General features: G+C 70.8%; 17 protein-coding genes and 2 pseudogenes. 3 read left to right on the forward strand and 16 right to left on the reverse strand.

The genetic code is table 11. The features are described 5' to 3' along the window. Position 1 precedes the first annotated feature (1 nt). From def to gspE, 16 genes and pseudogenes are all read right to left on the reverse strand, one after another. Complete coding sequence (gene def, locus E5843_RS12140) at positions 2–532, reverse strand: peptide deformylase (protein WP_166816000.1); 531 nt, start codon at positions 530–532, stop codon at positions 2–4. Continuing rightward, positions 529–1,720 (reverse strand): annotated as a pseudogene (gene pncB / locus E5843_RS12145) (nicotinate phosphoribosyltransferase). The gene def and the pseudogene pncB overlap by 4 nt, the downstream one beginning before the upstream one ends. Before the next feature lie 117 nt (positions 1,721–1,837). After that, positions 1,838–2,692: a glycosyltransferase family 2 protein gene (locus E5843_RS12150; RefSeq protein ID WP_136412774.1), complete on the reverse strand. Its 855-nt coding sequence runs from the start codon at positions 2,690–2,692 to the stop codon at positions 1,838–1,840. Positions 2,693–2,910: 218 nt separating this feature from the next. Then, a pseudogene (locus E5843_RS12155) lies at positions 2,911–3,738 on the reverse strand (glycosyltransferase family 2 protein); the annotation flags it as partial. A gap of 25 nt (positions 3,739–3,763) precedes the next feature. Beyond that, positions 3,764–6,001, reverse strand: coding sequence for a type II secretion system secretin GspD (gspD, locus tag E5843_RS12160; protein ID WP_136412775.1), 2,238 nt, complete (start codon positions 5,999–6,001; stop codon positions 3,764–3,766). Then, positions 5,998–6,825, reverse strand: a complete 828-nt coding sequence (locus E5843_RS12165; RefSeq protein ID WP_136412776.1) for a general secretion pathway protein GspN — start codon at positions 6,823–6,825, stop codon at positions 5,998–6,000. Before E5843_RS12165 ends, gspD begins: the two co-directional genes overlap by 4 nt. Continuing rightward, on the reverse strand, positions 6,815–7,429 hold the full coding sequence (gspM, locus tag E5843_RS12170; RefSeq protein WP_136413100.1) for a type II secretion system protein GspM: 615 nt from the start codon (positions 7,427–7,429) through the stop codon (positions 6,815–6,817). Before gspM ends, E5843_RS12165 begins: the two co-directional genes overlap by 11 nt. Then, positions 7,416–8,588 (reverse strand): PilN domain-containing protein, encoded by a 1,173-nt coding sequence (locus E5843_RS12175; RefSeq protein WP_141066034.1) that lies wholly within the window; start codon positions 8,586–8,588, stop codon positions 7,416–7,418. Before E5843_RS12175 ends, gspM begins: the two co-directional genes overlap by 14 nt. A 103-nt stretch (positions 8,589–8,691) precedes the next feature. Beyond that, positions 8,692–9,579: a type II secretion system minor pseudopilin gene (locus tag E5843_RS12180; RefSeq protein ID WP_141066035.1), complete on the reverse strand. Its 888-nt coding sequence runs from the start codon at positions 9,577–9,579 to the stop codon at positions 8,692–8,694. Then, positions 9,576–10,358 carry a prepilin-type N-terminal cleavage/methylation domain-containing protein gene (locus E5843_RS12185; protein WP_136412777.1) on the reverse strand — a complete coding sequence of 261 codons (783 nt, stop codon included), beginning with the start codon at positions 10,356–10,358 and terminating at the stop codon, positions 9,576–9,578. Before E5843_RS12185 ends, E5843_RS12180 begins: the two co-directional genes overlap by 4 nt. After that, the gene (xpsI, locus tag E5843_RS12190) at positions 10,355–10,777 is read right to left on the reverse strand and encodes a type II secretion system protein XpsI (protein ID WP_425480748.1); all 423 of its coding nucleotides are present in this window, start codon (positions 10,775–10,777) and stop codon (positions 10,355–10,357) included. The genes E5843_RS12185 and xpsI overlap by 4 nt, the downstream gene beginning before the upstream one ends. 62 nt (positions 10,778–10,839) lie before the next feature. Further along, positions 10,840–11,346 (reverse strand): type II secretion system protein XpsH, encoded by a 507-nt coding sequence (gene xpsH, locus E5843_RS12195; RefSeq protein WP_279631946.1) that lies wholly within the window; start codon positions 11,344–11,346, stop codon positions 10,840–10,842. A 75-nt stretch (positions 11,347–11,421) separates the two neighbouring features. Further along, the gene (gspG, locus tag E5843_RS14435) at positions 11,422–11,862 is read right to left on the reverse strand and encodes a type II secretion system major pseudopilin GspG (RefSeq protein WP_244240886.1); all 441 of its coding nucleotides are present in this window, start codon (positions 11,860–11,862) and stop codon (positions 11,422–11,424) included. Positions 11,863–12,172: 310 nt separating this feature from the next. Next, positions 12,173–13,390, reverse strand: a complete 1,218-nt coding sequence (xpsF, locus tag E5843_RS12205) for a type II secretion system protein XpsF (RefSeq protein ID WP_141066038.1) — start codon at positions 13,388–13,390, stop codon at positions 12,173–12,175. Between the two features lie 9 nt (positions 13,391–13,399). After that, on the reverse strand, positions 13,400–13,774 hold the full coding sequence (locus tag E5843_RS12210) for a GIY-YIG nuclease family protein (RefSeq protein ID WP_136412780.1): 375 nt from the start codon (positions 13,772–13,774) through the stop codon (positions 13,400–13,402). A 108-nt stretch (positions 13,775–13,882) separates the two neighbouring features. Then, complete coding sequence (gene gspE / locus E5843_RS12215) at positions 13,883–15,625, reverse strand: type II secretion system ATPase GspE (protein WP_208542752.1); 1,743 nt, start codon at positions 15,623–15,625, stop codon at positions 13,883–13,885. A 170-nt stretch (positions 15,626–15,795) separates the two neighbouring features. Here gspE and E5843_RS12220 point away from each other — a divergent pair, with 170 nt between their 5' ends. From E5843_RS12220 to E5843_RS12230, 3 genes are all read left to right on the forward strand, one after another. Further along, positions 15,796–16,614, forward strand: a complete 819-nt coding sequence (locus E5843_RS12220; RefSeq protein ID WP_136412781.1) for a DUF2884 family protein — start codon at positions 15,796–15,798, stop codon at positions 16,612–16,614. Positions 16,615–16,770: 156 nt separating this feature from the next. Then, positions 16,771–16,974 (forward strand): oxidoreductase-like domain-containing protein, encoded by a 204-nt coding sequence (locus E5843_RS12225; RefSeq protein ID WP_134674195.1) that lies wholly within the window; start codon positions 16,771–16,773, stop codon positions 16,972–16,974. 118 nt (positions 16,975–17,092) lie between these two features. Continuing rightward, positions 17,093–18,139: an NAD(P)-dependent alcohol dehydrogenase gene (locus tag E5843_RS12230; RefSeq protein ID WP_141066040.1), complete on the forward strand. Its 1,047-nt coding sequence runs from the start codon at positions 17,093–17,095 to the stop codon at positions 18,137–18,139. Positions 18,140–18,141 lie beyond the last annotated feature (2 nt).

Raw genomic sequence — 18,141 nt, forward strand, 5'->3', positions numbered from 1 at the left:
TTCAACGGGTCGCACCCGCCTCGCGTTGCGGAAACAGCACGTCGGCGAACCCGAAACGGCTGAAGTCCTCGATCCGCATCGGATACAGCACGCCGTGCAGGTGGTCGTACTCGTGCTGGATCACCCGCGCGTGGAACCCTGCCGCCTCGCCTTCCATCGCTTGTCCGTCGACGTCGTGGCCGCGCCAGCGGATCCGCTGCCAGCGTGGCACCCAGCCGCGCAGGCCGGGGATCGACAGGCAGCCTTCCCAGCCGCCTTCGCGCGCATCGCCCACCGGCTCGATCACAGGGTTGACCAGCACCGTGCGCGGCACCGGCGGTGCATCGGGATAGCGTTCCGCCTGGTCGAAGCCGAACACCATCACCTGCAGTCCGATGCCCACCTGCGGTGCGGCCAGTCCGACACCGCCGGCCTGTGCCATCGTTTCCCACATGTCCGCCACGAGCGTCTGCAACGTGGCGTCGAATGCGGTCACCGGCGCGGCGGGCCGGACCAGCACCGGATCGCCCATGCGCACGATCGGGCGGATCACGACGCCACCGCCGGCGCCGGCACGTCGAACACCTGCCGCAGATAGGCCAGGTAGCCGGGGTCGTCGCACATCGTCTTGCCTGGCGAATCGCTGAGCTTGGCCACCGGCTGGCCGTTGCAGCGGACCATCTTGATCACGATCGACAGCGGTGTCGGGCCGAGGTCGTTGGTGAGGTTGGTGCCGACGCCGAACGACATCCGGCAGCGGCCGTGGAAATGCGCGTACAGCTGCATCACGCGTTCGATGTCGAGGCCATCGCTGAAGACGAGGGTCCGGGTGCGCGGGTCGATGCGGTGCGCCTGCAGGTGCGCGATCAGGCGCTCACCCCATTCCACCGGGTCGCCGGAATCGTGGCGCATGCCGTCGAACAGCTTGCAGAAGTAGAGATCGAAGTCGCGCAGGAAGGCATCCAGGCCGATCACGTCGGTCAGCGCGATGCCGAGGTCGCCACGGTATTCCTGCGCCCAGGCGTCGAATGCCGCGGCCTGCGAATCGCGCAGCCGCGGGCCGAGCGCCTGGAAGGCCTGCAGCCATTCGTGCGCCATCGTGCCCTGCGCCACCAGGCCATGGCGTCGCGCAAGGTCGACATTGCTGGTGCCGGCGAACTTCGCACCCAGGCCGTCCACCAGATGCGGTATCAGCGCCTCGTGCCACGCGCGCGAGTAGCGCCTGCGCGTGCCGAAATCGGTGATGCGGCAGTCCTCGTAGCCGACCGCTACATTGATGCGTTCGACCTTGGCATGCAGCCGGCGCAGGCCCTCGGCCTCGTCGGGCGCGCCGTGGGTGTCGCGGAAATACACCTCGTTGATGATCGCCAGCAGCGGCACCTCGAACAGGGGTGTGCAGCCACGGCCCGGTGATCACCAGATCGATCCCGCCCGGAATGTCCGTCGAGGCGCGCAGGTCGACGTACTTGCGGTCGAAGCGGAACAGGCCGAGGAAGTCGACGAAGTCCGGCTTGATGAAGCGCAGCCCGCGCAGGTAGTCCAGTTCGTCGGCATGCAGGCGCAGCGCGCACAACGCATCGATCTCCACCGAGATGGCATCGAGATGGCGGGCGAGATCGATACGGGGCGTGCGGCAACGGAAGCGGTACTCGGCCTGCGCGGCCGGGTACTGGTGCAGCACCGCCTGCATCATCGTGAACTTGTAGAGGTCGGTGTCGAGCAGTGACTGGATGACGGGCATGTGCGGCCCCCGCGGGAGGGCTGACAGGCTAGGACATTTCCGGCGAAGGGAACGGGGCGGTGCGTTCCGCCCCGCTCCGGTATGGCGCAGCTGTCGTGACCCGGCGCGGGCGTACCGCTATCGAAGCGCCTGCCGGAACACCGCCAGCGGGAACCGCAGCCAGATCGCCGCCCATACCGCGCCACGCTGCAGCATGCTGCGCCGTGGCGCCTCGAACCTGCGGAAATAGCGCCACAGGCCGCGGTGCTTGTGCCATTCGACGAACAGCGGCCGCGAGCGGCTGGACACGCCGCGCACGTGGACGACGCGGACGTCATTGGCCACCAGCACCGTGGCCCCGGCCTCGCGTGCGCGCCGGCAGAGGTCGAGATCCTCGGCATGCAGGCGGTACCCGGTATCGAAACCACCGATGTGCTGGAACAGCGCGCGTGGCATCAGCATCAGCGCGCCGGAGATCGCATCGACGTCCTGCAGCACCACGCCGTCGTCGACCGGCAGGTCGAGCTGCCGCGCCGCCGCCGAGCGCAGCATCGCGCCGAAATCGGGATCGCGCCGGCGCGCGGCGCCATCGCGCACGCCCGCCTCGTCGACCAGGTCGCCGCCCAGCAGCACCGGACCGTCGTGCGCGGCCGCATGCGCGCGCAGCCGCGCCAGTGCATCGGCTTCGGGCAGGCAGTCCGGATTGACGAAGGCCAGCCACGGCGCCTCGCTCGCATCGGCACCCTGGTTGCAGGCCACCGAGAACCCGGGGTTGTCCGGATTCGCGATGAAACGTACGCGCGCATCCGCGCTGGCATGGCGCTGCACCAGCGCGACCGTCGCATCCTGCGAGTGGTTGTCGACGACACGGATCTCGGTGACGCCGTCGGCGGCACGCAGGCGCGCCAGGCAGTCGTCGATGGTGGAGGCGCTGTTGTAGCTGACCACCACCGCGGCGATGCCGCCGGTGGTGGAAGCTCTGTCGTGCGTCATGCGGAGTGGGTCCGGGGAGCGGGAGGCTGCGGCGTGGTCGGGTCGGCGGTGACGTTGGACGCAACCTGGCCGGAAGGTGGCGGGCGCGGATGGTCGAACGAGATTGCCGTCCCCGCGTACGCCCTCACCCCACCGCCTGCTTCGCAGGCGGTCCCCCCCTCTCCCGTGATACGGGAGAGGGACGTAGGTGGGCCGCCGTTGGCGGCCATTTCCTTCTGGAACAGCTCGTGCTGGGTCGGCGGACCTTCCAGCGCGGCGTGCGCGACATGCAGGCCCTGTCGGCAGCCCGCCAGCGGGTCGCGCATCAGGAAGGCCGCCAGCCGCGCATGCCAGTCGGGCCAGCGCGCGGCCAGCGCGGGCATGTCGCCATCGGCCGCACCGCCCTCGCCGCCGCGGGCGACGAAGGCGGTCTCGCACAGCACGTTGCGCCAGCCCAGGCCCGCCAGCCGCAGCGACAGGTCGATCAGCGCCGCGTACCAGGAGGCATAGCTCGACGCATCGAGGCCACCGGCGCGACGACGCGCGCTGCCCCGCAGCAGCACGGCGTGGCCGACCGCGGCGGGAAGCTCCGGGTGCAGCGGCGGCAACGCCAGACATGCATCGCCCAGGCGGACGAGGTCGCGTGGCACCGCGCAGATCTCACCGATGCGCGGCCAGGCCACGGTCTCGCCGGCGTTGCACCATGGCGTTGCTGTCGCGATCGCGGCGTCGCGGGCGAAGCAGGCCACCAGCTGCGCCAGCCAGCCGGGCGCGGGGATGGCATCCGGCGCAAGCACGACGACATCGGCATCGCCACAGGCGGCGAGCACCTCGTCGAGATGGGCGACCTCGCCGATGCTGCGCTGGCGCCGGCTGTAGTCGGCCTGCAGGCCGGTGCCGGCGAGCCAGCGTTCCACGATCGCCAGCCCGCGCGGACCGGCGCAGGCATCGTCGGCCAGCCACACGCGGGTGCCCGCCGGGGTACCCGCGTCAAGCGCGGCCAGGCACGCATCGAGCGCATCGTCGTCGCTGCCCAGCGGCAGCACGATGATCGGCAGCGTGCTCATCGGCGGGCCCCCTCCCGCGCCCTGCTCACTCGGCCCCGTCGGCGGCCCGCGCAGCCTCGTCCGCCTGCTGCTGGCGCAGCGGATCGAGTGCACGGAAGCGCCGGCCGTATTCGTCGGTGAGGCGGCGCGCCTCGTTCGGGTCGCGCACGATGGTTGGCGTCAGCAGGATGATCACCTCGCTGCGCTCGCTGGCGATGCGCTGCTGGCCGAACAGGCCGCCGACCACCGGGATCCGGCTCAGCCCGGGGAAGCCGGTGGAACCGCGGGTGTTCTGGTCGCTGATCAGGCCGGCCAGCATCACCGTGTCGCCGGCCTGCACCGCCGCTTCGGTCTTCATCCGCCGGGTATTGATGCGCACGTTGCCGTACTGGTCCGGTTCGTCACCGGGCGTGCTGACCTCCTGCACGATGTCGAGGAACACGGTGCCGTCGCGGGTCACCCGCGGGCGCACGGTGAGGATGATGCCGGTGTCGATGTACTGCACCTGGCTGATCGCGTTGTCGCCACCGCCGAACACCGGGTTGACGCTGACCGAGGCTACCGGGATGCGGCTGCCGACGTTGAGCGTGGCTTCGGCGTTGTTGCGCACGAACACCGACGGCGTCTGCAGCAGGCGCACGTCGGTGACCTGGTCGAGTGCGGACAGCACCGCCGCGGCATTGCGGCCGAGGAAGGTCCAGCCCAGCCCCGGGCCGACGCCGCCCTGGGTCGTGCCACTGACATTGCCGGCGATGCCGCTCCAGGTCGTGCGTCCCACGGCGCTGGGCAGGCCGGCATCGGTCACCGCACGCTCGAAGAACCAGTTCACGCCGTAGCGCAGGTCGCCGGTAAGCAGTACCTCGGCCACCTGCGCTTCGATATGCACCTGCATCGGCATCACGTCGAGGCGTTCCACCACCTCGCGGATCGACTTCCACGCCGATGCCGTCGCGCGCACCAGCAGGGTGTTGGTCTCGTCGACCGCCGACACGCCTACGCGCGACCCTTCGACTTCCAGCATCACGCTGGTATTGCCCAGGCTGGCCGGGTTGAGCGACATCTCGCCCTGGAAGCCGCCGCCGGTACCGGCGCCGCCACCGATGCGGTCGTTGCCGCCGGTCAGCGACGAGCCGTCGCGACGAGCGTCGTCCTGACTGCCGATGCGGGTCTGCGTGGTGCCCGGCATCAGTGAGGCGCTGCCGTCGGTATCGCCGGAACCACCCGACGACGCCCCGAACACCTGCGCCAGCCGCTCGGCGAGCTCGGCCGCCTTGATGTACTTGAGTTCATAGGAGAACAGCCGCGACTCGCCGCCGGCGGTGTCGATGCGCTCCAGCCAGCGCTGGATCTCGTCGAGATAGGCCGGCTGCGAGGTGATCACCATCACCGCGTTGGCGCCATCCAGCGGCAGGAAGCGGAACATCCCCGCCACCGGCGACCCGCTGTCCTCGCCGAACACCTTTTCCAGGTCGCCGACCACCTGGGTGGCGCGGCCGGATTCGAGCGGGAACACGCCGACCGACATGCCGGCCAGCCAGTCGACGTCGAAGATCTCGATCGTGCGCAGGTAGTTCTCGAGCTCGGCGCGGGTGCCGGCCACGGTGATCACGTTGCGGCCGTTGTCGACGTTGACGATCGAATTCGGGCGCGCGTACGGCTCGAGGATCTTCTCCATCTCGGTCGCGGAGATGTACTGCAGCTGCACCGTACGCGCCTCGAAGCCGCGCGCGCCCGCCGCGCTGCCGGTGCGCGGGGCGACCGCGCCAGTGGCCATCGCGGTGTCCGCTGGCACGATGTTATAGCGGCCGTCGGCATAGATCATCCGTGCGTTGTTCCAGCCCAGCACCATCTCCAGCAGGCTCAGCGCCTGCGAGGCGCCGACCGGGCGCGGCGTCGCCAGCGTCACCGTGCCCTGCACTTCCGGTGCGATCACGTAGTTCTGGCCGAGCATGTCGCCGAGCACCGCCTTGACCACGGCGTGCACGGACTCGCCCTCGAAGTTGAAGGTCGCTTCGCCGCTGGTGGCGCCGAGGTTGGGCAGCGGCTGCGCGGCCGCCGCGCGGTTGATGGTCTGCTGGGTGCCACGGCGCACCTGCGCGCGCGGGCCGGCGTCGGCGTCGTCGAGTGATTCCCGCTCCACCTCGCCCGGCGCCACCATCGGCTGCGCGTCGCGGCGGATCTCCGGCACGGCCAGCGAAGCACAACCGGCCAGCAGGCCCAGCAGCAGCGCAAGCGCGAAGGAGCGGAAGCGGAAGCGGAACACGGTGGCATGGGATCGCGTCATTGCGGGGACTCTACGGGTTCTGCGGGCTGCGTTGCCCGTTCGGCCTGCAGGCGCGCGCGGCGCGCCTCGATGCGGCGGCGGATGGCTTCGGCCTGGCTGGCAGGGGTGGGGTCGGCCTCGCGCGGGGGGCTGTCGCCGGCTTCCACCGGGCCGGCCTGCGGCGGCTGTGCGGGCTGTGCGGGCGGTGCGGCAGTCCGGGCCTGCTCTGCCTGCTGGCGGGCCGGCGCCCGGGTCCGGTCCCACGGTGGCGACGGCGGCACCGGCAGTGCCGCCACCGACGGTTGCGGCACGGCACTCGCCGGGGTCGGCGGCTGCCCGCCGCGTCCGTCGTAGACGCGCAGTTCCAGCACGCGTTCGCCGTCGGGCCCGGCAAACACCGCCGCGCGCGGCGACACCGAGCGCAATGCCCAGTTGCCGAATCCACGCGGGGCGTCGCCGACGCGCACGCGCAGCGCATCGCCACCTTCGCGTGGCTGCACGATCGCCATCTGCAGCGACGGCGTGATCAGCACGCTGGTCAGCACCACGTCGAAATCGGGCGTGCCGGCCTCGTCGCTGCCGCCGCCGTCGAGCACGAACGGGCGATGGCGACGGTCCTCGGCGAACAGCGGCCGATCGCCGATGGCCGCGTACTGCGGCAACGGCCCGAGCCGCTCGGCGGGGGGATCGCCGGCCTGCGGCAATGGCTGCAGCAGCGAGGCATCGTCGGGCAACGTGCCCACCCTGCTGCCGAGCCCGGCCAGCGCCAGCAGCCACAGCAGCACCGCCCACAGCGCGACGGCGGCGAGCAGGCCGGTCGAGGTCCCCGCCTGATCAAGGCGCATCGGCGGCCTCCGCGGGTTGCAGGAAGCCGTAGAGGTCGAAGCTCACGTCGAGGCCGACGCCCTGGCCGGGTGCTTCGGAGGCGAGGAAATGCCGTTGCGACAGCACGTTGAGGTTGTCGACGAACAGCCGCGGCGCACCGCTCTCCAGCGCATGCAACAGCGCGGCGAGCTCCGGCGCGCCACAGCGCACCCGCGCCTGCACCACCACGCGCGGATAGCGCGCGTCCTGTCGCGGCGGCTGCATCGGCGAGCGGTTGACGATCGCGCAGCTGCGGTTGCCCGGGCTCGCCTCGGCCACCGCCGATTCCAGCCGCTGCACCAGCGATGCCGTGGCGAGTTCCGGGCTGCGCTCGGGCAGGAAGCCGGGCGTACGCGCATAGCGCTCCGACACTTCGAGTGCGCGTGCCTCGACCTGCGGCGCCTGCTGCAGCACGGTGCGCGCGCGCAGTTCACGCTGCTGCAGGGCTTCGATCTGTGCCCCGGCCTCGCGCATCGGCACTGTCCACCACGGGTGCACCAGCACCAGGTACGCCACGGCCAGCAGTGCGACCAGCACGCCCAGCGCCAGCCAGCGGTCGCGCGGTCGCACTTCAGCCGCCCGCATCGGAACCTCCACGCGCTGCCGGGGCATTGGCGACTTCGGTGACCGCGAGTTCGGCGGTCAGGGTGAAGCGGTCGCGGCGACTGCGCGGATCGGGCTGCAGGGCGCCCGTCAGGGCCGGCGAGCGCCACAGCGGCGACCCTTCCAGTTGCCCGACCAGCGCGGAGGCCTCGCTGCTCAGGCCGATCAGCAACAGGCGGTCGTTCTCGACCGCGAGCTTCTCCAGATAGGTGCTGTCCGGCAGGCGCCGGCTGAGCTCGTCGAGGATCTCGACCATCGTCGGTCGTGCCGCGCGCTGTGTCTCGAGATAGCGCATGCCGTCGATCAGGCTCGCCAGCCGCTGGCGCTGCACCGACGCCGCACGCGCCTGCGCGATCACCGGCCGCGACGCATCCTCGAACGCATCGGCGGCGGCACGCCGGTTGTCCAGCACCTGCCACATGCCGGCCACCAGCGCGCACAGCGCGATCGCCGCCAGCAGCAGGTTCCAGCGCCGGCGCGGATCCGTGCGGTGCAGCCGGCGATTTGCCGGCAACAGGTCGATGCCCAGGGACTGCCCGCTGCCGTCATCGAGGTCGACACCGGCGAGCGTGTCGGCCACCGGCCCCAGTGTGGCCAGCGCGTCGTCCAGCGTGCGCCGCGGCACCACCACCAGTTCGGCATCGAGCTGGCCGTCATCGCGCAGCGCGATCACGCGTGCGTCGAACACCGCGGTCCGGGTGGAAAACGGGGTCTGCCGGTCGATCTCGAACGAGACCACGTCGCGCAGGCGTTCGGCGGCGGCGGCGGGGAGACGCAGCGTGCGACGCAGGCCGCTGCCGGCCGGCAGCACCAGCCAGCGCGGCATCTCGGCAAGCTGCGGCGCCAGCACGCGCGACAGCACACGCACGCCATCGCCGCTGTCATGCCAGGGCAGCACCGCGAGCGCACGCGGTTCACCGGCGCGTTCCAGCGCGACCGCGAGATCAGTTCCATGCAGGCGCAGCAGCAGACGCTGCGGCAGCAGGCCGAGCCGCTCGCGCAGGCGCAGCGGCAGCCACGCCAGCAACGCGGTGGTCCACCATTCCCAGGCGCCCACCAGGCGCGGACGCAGCCGCCCCGCGAGGGCAGCGCGCGAGGTGGCGATCGCGGACGTGGCCGACGCGTCCACCGCCCCGGCCATCAGCCACGACCTCCACGACGGTCGGCGTCGGCGCTGACGCCCGCGCGTGCCGAAGACGGGTCCACATGCGCGGCCGCGCCGGCACATGCAGGGCCAGGACGCATCAGGGACGGGGCTGCGACTCGGATACGGACACTCCTTCGTTCCAGAACAGTGGCGTATAGGCGGTACCCGGCGCCCCCCCGCCGACCCGCACCACCGCCCGCAACACCGCTTCGCGACCATCGGCGAGGCGGGCATGGCTGTCGATACTATACGTGCCGGTTCCGGCCCCCAGCAGGTCCGGTTGCGGTGTGATTCCGGCCGATGGCATGCGCTGGTCCAGCACCGGCTGCGGATCGATGCCGATCGCCTGCAACACCAGCGCACCGGCGAAGCGCGGGTCGGGTGACGGCAGCCCGCTGTGCACGGTCACGTGCGGCGCGACTGCCGCATACAGCGCCGGTGTCATGCCCAGCACCTGCTGCAGCTCGCCGATGTCCTCGAACGGTGCGTCCTTGGCCCCGTAGGGGATGCCGGCGGCGGCGTACTGCGGATCCTCGGCAGCACCGACCGGCTGGCCGAGGTCGTCGGTATCGCGCCAGTCGACGATCGCGCCGGCCAGCTGGTCCGCCGCACCGGCTTCGGCGCCGGCCGTGCGCAGCAACGCCGCGAGCAACGGCGGCTGGGCAACGTTGAGATCGACCTTGCCGGCTTCATCGACGATGCGCAGCGTCAGCCCGGCGTCGTGGAAGCGCCAGCCATACTCCCGCCCATCCGCCAGCCAGCGCCCCTCGGGCGTCGTGTCGATCACCCGCGCGACGGCGTATTCCAGCCCCGCGCGCGCCGCTTCCGTGGCGACCACGCCACGGTGCAGCACGCGGCCCTGCAGGTGCTCGGTGCGCGCGGTGAGCGCGAATGCGCCGACCAGCGCGGCCAGCAGCGCGATCAGCCACAGCACCAGCAGCAGCGCCGCGCCGCGCGCATGTCGGCCAGCTGCCGGCAGTTTCATGGGACGAGGCCCGCCGGGTCCTGCATGCGGCCGCTGCCCTGCGGCAGCGCCACCAGCAGCGTCGGCCACGTCGCGCCCTGCCTGCCGGTGATCTCCACCCGCACCTGCAGCGGCAGGTCGTCGGCGCCGTCCCAGCGGTCGAGCCATGCGGTCGGTTTGCCCTCGGCGTCCAGGCCGCGATAGGCGAAGCGCACTGCATCGAGCCCCTCCGCCAGCGGTTCCGGCGGCCGCGCGGGGCGCTCCTCGAACGTCGCGCCACCGACCACGCTGGCGAACGAGACCACCAGGCGCAGGCCGTCGCGCTCACGTTGCACGGCGACGTCATGCAGCGCGGGGCCACCGCGGCCCAGGTAGTCCGGCAGCTGCGAAACAAACCGCATGCGGTCGGCCTCGCCGACGAAGCGCAGCGGGGCGCCGGTCTGTTCGTCCTGCCCGAACGCCATCGGCAACGCCGCGGTCAGGCGACTGCGCAGGAACGCGCTGACCGCACGCATGCGCTCGCTGTCGCGCGCCAGCACCTCCCCGCGCTGCACCGTGGCGGTGGCGGCGCGCAGGGTGGCGAACCCGAGCGCCAGACCGGCCGCGAGCAGCACCGTCGCCAGCAGGATCTCGATCAGGGTGAAGCCGCGCAGGGACTTCGGTGAAGCACCGGTCCTGCTGGAGCCGTCGCCACGGCTGCGCAGGGACGGAGATGAAGCGCTGCTGCTGTCAAAGCCGTCGCCACGGCTTGCGCAAGGCGAACCACCGCGCACGAGCTTTTCCGGCCCGGCCGACCTCATGGCACGCCCGCCATCGCATCGGCCTGCACCAGCCGCAGCGAATGCAGCTGCAGCCGTTCGCGTGGCCCGCCCTCGCCCCACAGCACGGTCAGCTGCAACGACAGCAACTGCGGTGCGTAGGGATCAACCACCACCGGCAGTGGGCGATCCGCCTCGACCCACGGCGCGACCTCGAGCGACCAGCGGTAGCGGCCGTCTTCGAACACGCCCTCGCGGCGTCCCGGCTGCAACGGTGCGCCCACGCCGACGTCGGCCAGCAGCGATTGCGCATGCAACGCCGCACGCCCTGCATCCGCCGACCAGCGCACCTGCCGCGCACCACCGGACAACGTGCCCAGCAGCAGGGTCAGCGCCAGCGCCAGCACCGCGAACGCGACCAGCACCTCGAGCAGGGTGTAGCCCGACACGCGTCGCCGTATGCCGCTGCGATGGCCACGACGCCGGGTGGCAGAGCTGCTGCAGGCAGCGTGTCGCGCATCCGTCATCGCACGGGCTCGCCGCGGTGCACGCGCACTTCGCCGGTCAACCAGGCGACATCGACATTCCAGCGCGCGGTTGCCGCGACCAGCGCGACCCGGCCCCCGGTGGACGCGCCGTCCGGAAAGAACACGATCGCCCCTTCGCCCTCGCGTGGCTGCACTTCGCGCGCACCGGTGAACTCCACCGACAGCTGTCCGGGCAACTCCCCATGGCGATCCCCGGCGGCGCGCCAGCTGCGTTCATGCGGCACGATGACGAAGCGCTGCGGCTGCCCGGTCGAGATCGCCAGCGCGCGGGTGTGGCGCAGATTGCCGGCGACCTCGTTCACCGCCGAACGCAAGCGCAAACGCTCGAACCCGTTCCCGAGCACGCCCACTGCCAGCACGCCGACGGCGGCAATCAGCGCCACCACCACCAGCACCTCGATCAGCGAGAAGCCGCGTGGCGTGGGCGAGAGCCCCGGGGCCTCCCTACTGTCTGCGCAGGGCCGACTGCTGCGCGCGTCCAGTGCCGGTTGCGCAACGACAGCGGCTGCCGGCTCCCGACCGGCGCGCTGCCACGCCCGGCGTGGACCCGGCATCGGCTACTCGCTGCGGATGTCGGCGTTGACGCTGTCGCCGCCGGGGCTGCGGTCGGCGCCGTAGCTCACCACGTCGAACGGCCTGCCCTCGCCCGGTACGCGGAATTCGAATGGCGTGCCCCAAGGATCGTTGAGCTCCGACGCACGCGCATAGGGGCCGAGCCAACCCGCTGCATCGCCGGGCTGGGTGACCAGGTCGCCCAGCGCGTTGGGCAGGCGGCCGGTATCCATGCGGTAACTGTCGACCTTCTCCACCAGCGTCTGCACCTGCGCACGCGCCAGGTTGACCCGTGCACGATCGCCACCGCCGAGGATGCGGGTGGCGGCGAACGCGACGATGCCGCCGATCAGCACCACCACCAGGATGATCTCGATCAGGCTGAATCCGCGCTGGGACTGAAGTGAAGCACCAGTGGTTCTGAAGCCGTCGCCACGGCCTGCGATAGGCAAGCCACTGCGCAAGAGCTCTTCCGGCCGGGACTGAAGTGAAGCACCAGTGGTACTGAAGCCGTCGGCACGGCCTGCGATAGGCAAACCACTGCGCAGGAGCTCTTCCGGCTGGGACTGGCGTGACGCAATGTCGCTGTTGAAGCCGTCGCCGCGCAGGGACGGCAGTGACGCATTGCGAATGTTGGCGCCGTCGCCACGGTCTGCGGACAACGGTCCACCGCGTACCCCCAACTGCGAGACCCCACTGGACCCGGCAAACCCAACCCGCCCCACTCTTCTGCAATAACGATATGAATTCATGCCATCAGCCCATGACGTTGGTGAGATCGTAGATCGGGACCAGCACGGCGAGGATGACGACCATCACGATGAGCGCCAGTGCCATGGTGATCACCGGTACCAGTGCGGCCAGCATGCGATCGAGCGCCTGCGCGGTTTCCTGCTCGAAGGTGTCGGCGGTCTTGAGCAGCATCGTATCGAGCGCACCGGATTCCTCGCCGACCTGGATCATCTGCAACGCCAGCCGCGGGAAACGCTTGCCGCGCGCGAGCGCGGTCGCAAGGCCCGCACCGCCCTTCACTTCCTCGGCGGCGACTGCAACATCGGCAGCGAGCGCGCGGTTGCCGAGCACATTGCGGCCGATGCCCAGCGCGCCCAGCAGCGGCACACCATTGCGCAACAGCGTGCCCAGCGTGCGCGCAAGCCGCGCGGTCTCCAGGCGCGCGACCAGCGGCCCGGCGAAGCGCACGCCGAGCAGCCGCTCGTCGAACCGCAGGCGGAACGCGGGATCGCGCAGGCGCCGGTCGAGCCACCACAGCGCCAGGGAAGGCAGCACCAGCAGCAGGATCCACCAGTCGCGCACGAACTCGCCGATGCCGAGCACGATGCGGGTGAAGAACGGAAGCGTGGCGTCGAGGCTTTCGTACATCGCCGCGAACTGCGGCACCACGTAGCCGAGCAGGAACAGCAGCGAACCGCCCACCATCACCAGCAGGATCGCCGGATAGATCAGCGCGTTGACCACGCGACCGCGCAGCGCGCGGCTGCGTTCGAGGTAATCGGCCAGGCGCTGCAGGGTCTCGTGCAGCGTGCCGCCGGCCTCGCCGGCGCGGATCATGTTGACGTACAGGCGCGAGAACGTGCCGTGCTGGCGCTCCAGCGCGGTCGACAGCGGGCTGCCGCCGCGCACCGCGTCGCGCACGTCGAGCAGCGTGCGCCGTGCGGCGCTGTCCTCCGGCAGGTCGAGCAGGATGGTCAGTGCGCGATCCAGCGGCTGCCCGGCGCCCAGCAACGTCGCCAGCTGCTGGGTGAACTGCACCAGTCGCTGGCCGGCAAAGGGTTTCGGTTTGAACAGCGCCTTCCATGCGCCATCGCCGCCGCCTTCGCTGGCGGGCCGCGCCTCGACCGGAAGATGGCCCTGCTCCTGCAGTCGCAACACGACGTCCTGCTCGCTGGCGGCCTCCATCTGGCCGTCGAGCAGCTCACCGCGCGCGTTGAGCGCCTTGTAGCGGTAGAGGGTCATGTGGCTCGGCTAGCGCTTTTGCTCGTCATTCCCGCGCTCTTGCCCTCGCTCGTCATTCCCGCGAAGGCGGGAATCCAGCGTCGTTGGCACGGTATCGGAGATCGTAGGCCACAAGTCATTCCAGTACGGGTTCCGCGCTTCGATCAGGCGAATCTTCCAGTTCCTGTTCCACTTCTTCAGCTGCTTCTCGCGCAGGATCGCCGCGTCCATCGTCTCCGCGACGTCGTACCAGACCAATCGCGTGACGTCGTACTTGCAGGTGAATCCGTCCACAAGGTGCTCGCGGTGCTGCCAGATACGCGCAACCAGGTCGCTGGTCACGCCGATGTAAAGCGTGCCGTTGCGACCACTGCCCAGGATGTACACCGCTGGAAGTCTGTCCATGACTGCCTCCGGGAAGCAAAGACACTGGATCCCCGCCTTCGCGGGGATGACGTAGATATCAACATTTGGAGCTTCGGCAGATGCCATGTCAGCAACTGCCCCGCGGGCTTACGCATCCTCGGTCACCCGCAGCACTTCCTCGATGGTGGTCTGGCCGGCGAGTGCCTTGCGGATGCCGTCCTCGTACATGGTCTGCATGCCGGCGTCGCGGGCGATGCGTTCGAGTTCGCCCATGCCGGCGTGGCGCATCACCGCGCGGCGCAGCTCGTCGTTCATCACCAGGAATTCCATGATCGTGGTGCGGCCGAGATAGCCGGTCGGCGCGATGGCCGAGGCACGTGGGCGGTACAGGCGGATCTCGCCCGCCGACTGGAAGCGGCGCAGGTCGAACCTTTCGATCTCTTCCGGGCTCGCCGGGTAGCTTTCCGCGTGCGTCGGCTCCAGCCGGCGCACCAGGCGCTGGGCGAGGATGCCGTTGACGGTCGAGGTCAGCAGGTAGTCCTCCACGCCCATGTCGAGCAGGCGGGTGATGCCGCCGGCGGCGTTGTTGGTATGCAGCGTCGACAGCACGAGATGCCCGGTCAGCGCCGACTGGATGGCGATGCGCGCGGTTTCCAAGTCGCGCATCTCGCCGATCATGATGATGTCGGGGTCCTGGCGCACGATCGAGCGCAGGGCGTTGGCGAAGTCGAGCCCGATCTGCGGCTTGGCCTGGATCTGGTTGATGCCCTCGATCTGGTATTCGACCGGATCCTCGACGGTGATGATCTTGACGTCGGCGGTGTTGAGCTTCGACAGCGCGGTATAGAGCGTGGTGGTCTTGCCCGAACCGGTCGGGCCCGTCACCAGCAGGATGCCGTGCGGTTGTTCCAGCACGTGCTGGAACTGCGGCAGGAAGTCGTCGGTGAAGCCGAGCCGATGGAAGTCGAGCACCACCGTCTCGCGGTCGAGCAGGCGCATCACCACGCTCTCGCCGTGCGCGGTCGGCATGGTCGACACGCGCAGGTCGAGTTCCTTGCCCTGCACGCGCAGCATGATGCGGCCGTCCTGCGGCAGCCGGCGCTCTGCAATGTTGAGCCGCGCCATGATCTTGATGCGGCTGATCACCGCCGCGGTCAGGTTCACCGGCGGGCTCTCGCCGTCGATCAGCACGCCGTCGACGCGGTAACGGACTTTCAGCCGGCTTTCGAACGGCTCGATGTGGATATCGGAGGCGCGCAGCTCCACGGCACGCTGGATCACGAGGTTCACCAGCCGGATCACCGGCGCGCCGGAGGCGAGGTCGCGCAGGTGCTCGACGTCGTCGACATCGGCCCCGCCCTCGCCATCGGCGGAGGCATCCACGATCGTGCCCATCGCGCTGCGGCCCTGGCCGTACCAGCGCTCGACCAGGTCGGCGATTTCGGAGCGCAGCCCCACCGCCGGTGACAACGCGCTGCCGGTGGCCAACGCCACCGCCTGCCGCGCGTAGTCGTCCCAGGGATCGGCCATCAGCAGCTCGAGGCGGCCGTCGCGCTCGCCCAGCGGACAGAGGTGGAATTCCTTGAGGAAGCGCAGTGTCAGCGGCTGGCTGCCTTCGAGCGGTTCGGGCGGTGTGTCGGGCAGTTCGCGCGCGGCCAGCAGCGGCAGGTCGAGCACCTCCGCACAGGTTTCGGCGTGGTCGCGCTCGGAGACCAGCCCGAGCCGGCCGAGCAGGCCCAGCAGGCTGCCGCCGGACTCCGCATGCACGCGGCGCGCGCGGGCGAGATCGGCCTCCTTGAGGCGACCGCGCGCGACCAGCGCCGCGATGATGCGGGTCTCGTTGTCCGGCGCCACCGGCGCCTCGCCCGTGTCCATGGATACCGCGTTCACTCGACCGCCATCCCGTGCTGCGACCCGCCGGACTTTAGCAGGCCGGTCGCGGCGCACGCGGGCGGCCCTGCCGGCGGACATGACCTTCGACACCCGGTGACTTCTGGCCGGTGGCGCCGCCCGCGCGCAGGTCCATGCTGCCGGCGTCGCCTCCGAAGTGACCCGCCGCCATGGCCTGTCCGCGCGCCGTCCTCGCCGCTTCCGTGATCGCCCTCTGGCTTGCCGTGGCCCCGGCGTCCGCCGGCACCCGCGCCTCGCCCGGCTGCAATGTCGAAACGTCCTACACCGTGCAGGTGGACGCGGAGGGCCTGCGTTTCGACGCGGCCGGCGACGTGTCGCCGCGGCGGGTGGAGATCCACGACGGCGGCCTCCGCCTCGATGGCACGGCCCGGCCGGTGAGCGCGGCCGACGCGGTGCGCCTGCGCGAGATCGAATCCGGCACACGCGCGCTGCTCCCCGAGATCGCCGCGGTGGCGCGCGAGGCCATCCATCTCGGCTTCGACGCGCTGGGCGGCGTGCATGCGGCGCTGGGCGGCGACCGCCGTCGTGCCCGCGACATCGAAGCGCTGCGCCAGCGTGCGCTGCTGCGGGTCGACCAGACCCTGGGACGTGGCACCTGGCACCACGACAGCCTTGGCGCCGCGTTCGAGGCGGAACTGGCGGCGGCAGCCAGCGAGGTCGCCGCCACCGTCACCCCCGCCCGCGCGGTATGGATGGCGTTCTCCGGCGGCGCCGGCCGCATGGAGCGCCGGATGGAGGCGATGGAGGCCGATCTCGAACGCCAGGCGACGGTACGCGAGCAGGCAATCGAGGCGCATGCCGGAGCGCTGTGCGCGCGGCTTGAACGGCTGCACGGGCTGCAGGAATCGCTGGAACTGCGGCTCGACGACGGTCGCCCGCTGCGGCTGTTCGAATACGACGCCGATGCACCGGACCCCGACGCGCCCGCCACGCTGGACGTCAACGGGGAACGGGCGCCACCGCGCTGATGCGATAGGGCCCCGGCCGTCCGGGGTGCGGCTTCGACCCAACCCGGGCGCCCGCGGGCGACGCAGGCCGTCGCCCCCCGACAGGTGGAGCGCACCCGGGGGGTGTGCGACATCGCCCCACCCGGGACGGTCGGGGGGCTGCGATATCCTTGCCGCATGCCTGATTCCGTCCCGCAACCCCTGCACGGAGCGCTCCCGACCCCGGACCCGCGCCCACAGGCGCCGGAACCGCCACTGCCCAGCGACTGCTGCGAAAGCGGCTGCGCGGTCTGCGTCTACGACAGCTATGCCGAGGAACTGGCCGACTATCGCCTGCGGCTGGCAGCGTGGATCGAGCGCCACCCGGACGCGGCCGACTAGCCGCTGCGCACCTGGCGTGCGCGCCGGCAGCGTCCGGGCCGCCGGGTGCCGCGACGCAACGGGAACTTCCAACCGATGGTCTAGCATGCGCGCCTTTCCCGCATTGCGAGCCTTCCCCATGCGCACCCCTGCCTATGCCGCGCCGTCCGCCGACGAGCCACTGGCTCCCTTCACCGTCGAGCGCCGCGAGCCGCGCGCGCACGAAGTGCTGATCGACATCCTCTACTGCGGTGTCTGCCATTCCGACATCCACCAGGTCCGCGACGAATGGGGCGGCTCGATCTTCCCGATGGTGCCCGGCCACGAGATCGTCGGCCGCGTCAGTCGCGCCGGCGAAGGCGCGACCCGGTTCGCCGTCGGTGACCTGGTCGGCGTCGGCTGTTTCGTCGATTCCTGCCGCAGCTGCGAGCAGTGCCGCGCCGGCGAGGAGCAGTACTGCCGCGAAGGCATGACCGGGACCTACAACAGCCGCGAGCGCGACAGCGGCGAACCGACCTACGGCGGCTATGCGACGCGCATCGTCGTCGACGAGAACTACGTGGTGCGCATCCCCGACGGCATCGCGCCGGAGCGCGCGGCACCGCTGCTGTGCGCGGGCATCACCACCTACTCGCCGCTGCGCCATTTCGGCGTCAAGGCCGGCGACGAGGTCGCGGTGGTGGGGCTGGGCGGGCTCGGCCACATGGCGGTGAAGCTGGCGCGCGCGATGGGTGCGCGGGTCACCGTGCTCAGCACATCCGAATCCAAGCGCCAGGACGCGATGGCGCTGGGCGCCGAGGGCTTCCTGTCCACCCGCGAGCGCAGCATGTTCCGCGAGCACGCCGGCACCTTCGACTTCATCATCGATACGGTCTCGGCGCAGCACGACTACAACGCCTACCTCAACCTGCTGAAGATCGACGGCACGATGGTGCTGCTGGGCATTCCGGACCCGACCCCGCTCAGCGCGTTCCCGCTGGTGTCCGGGCGCCGCCGGCTTGCCGGCTCGATGATCGGCGGCATCCGCGAAACCCAGGAGATGCTCGACTTCTGCGCCGAGCACGGCGTGGCGTCGGACGTGGAAGTGATCGACATCGCCGACATCAACAACGCCTACGAACGCATGCTCAAGGGCGACGTGCGCTACCGCTTCGTAATCGATACCGCCTCGCTCGGCGAGGCCTGACA

Source organism: Luteimonas yindakuii, from assembly GCF_004803715.2.
Classification (GTDB): Bacteria; Pseudomonadota; Gammaproteobacteria; order Xanthomonadales; family Xanthomonadaceae; genus Luteimonas; species Luteimonas yindakuii.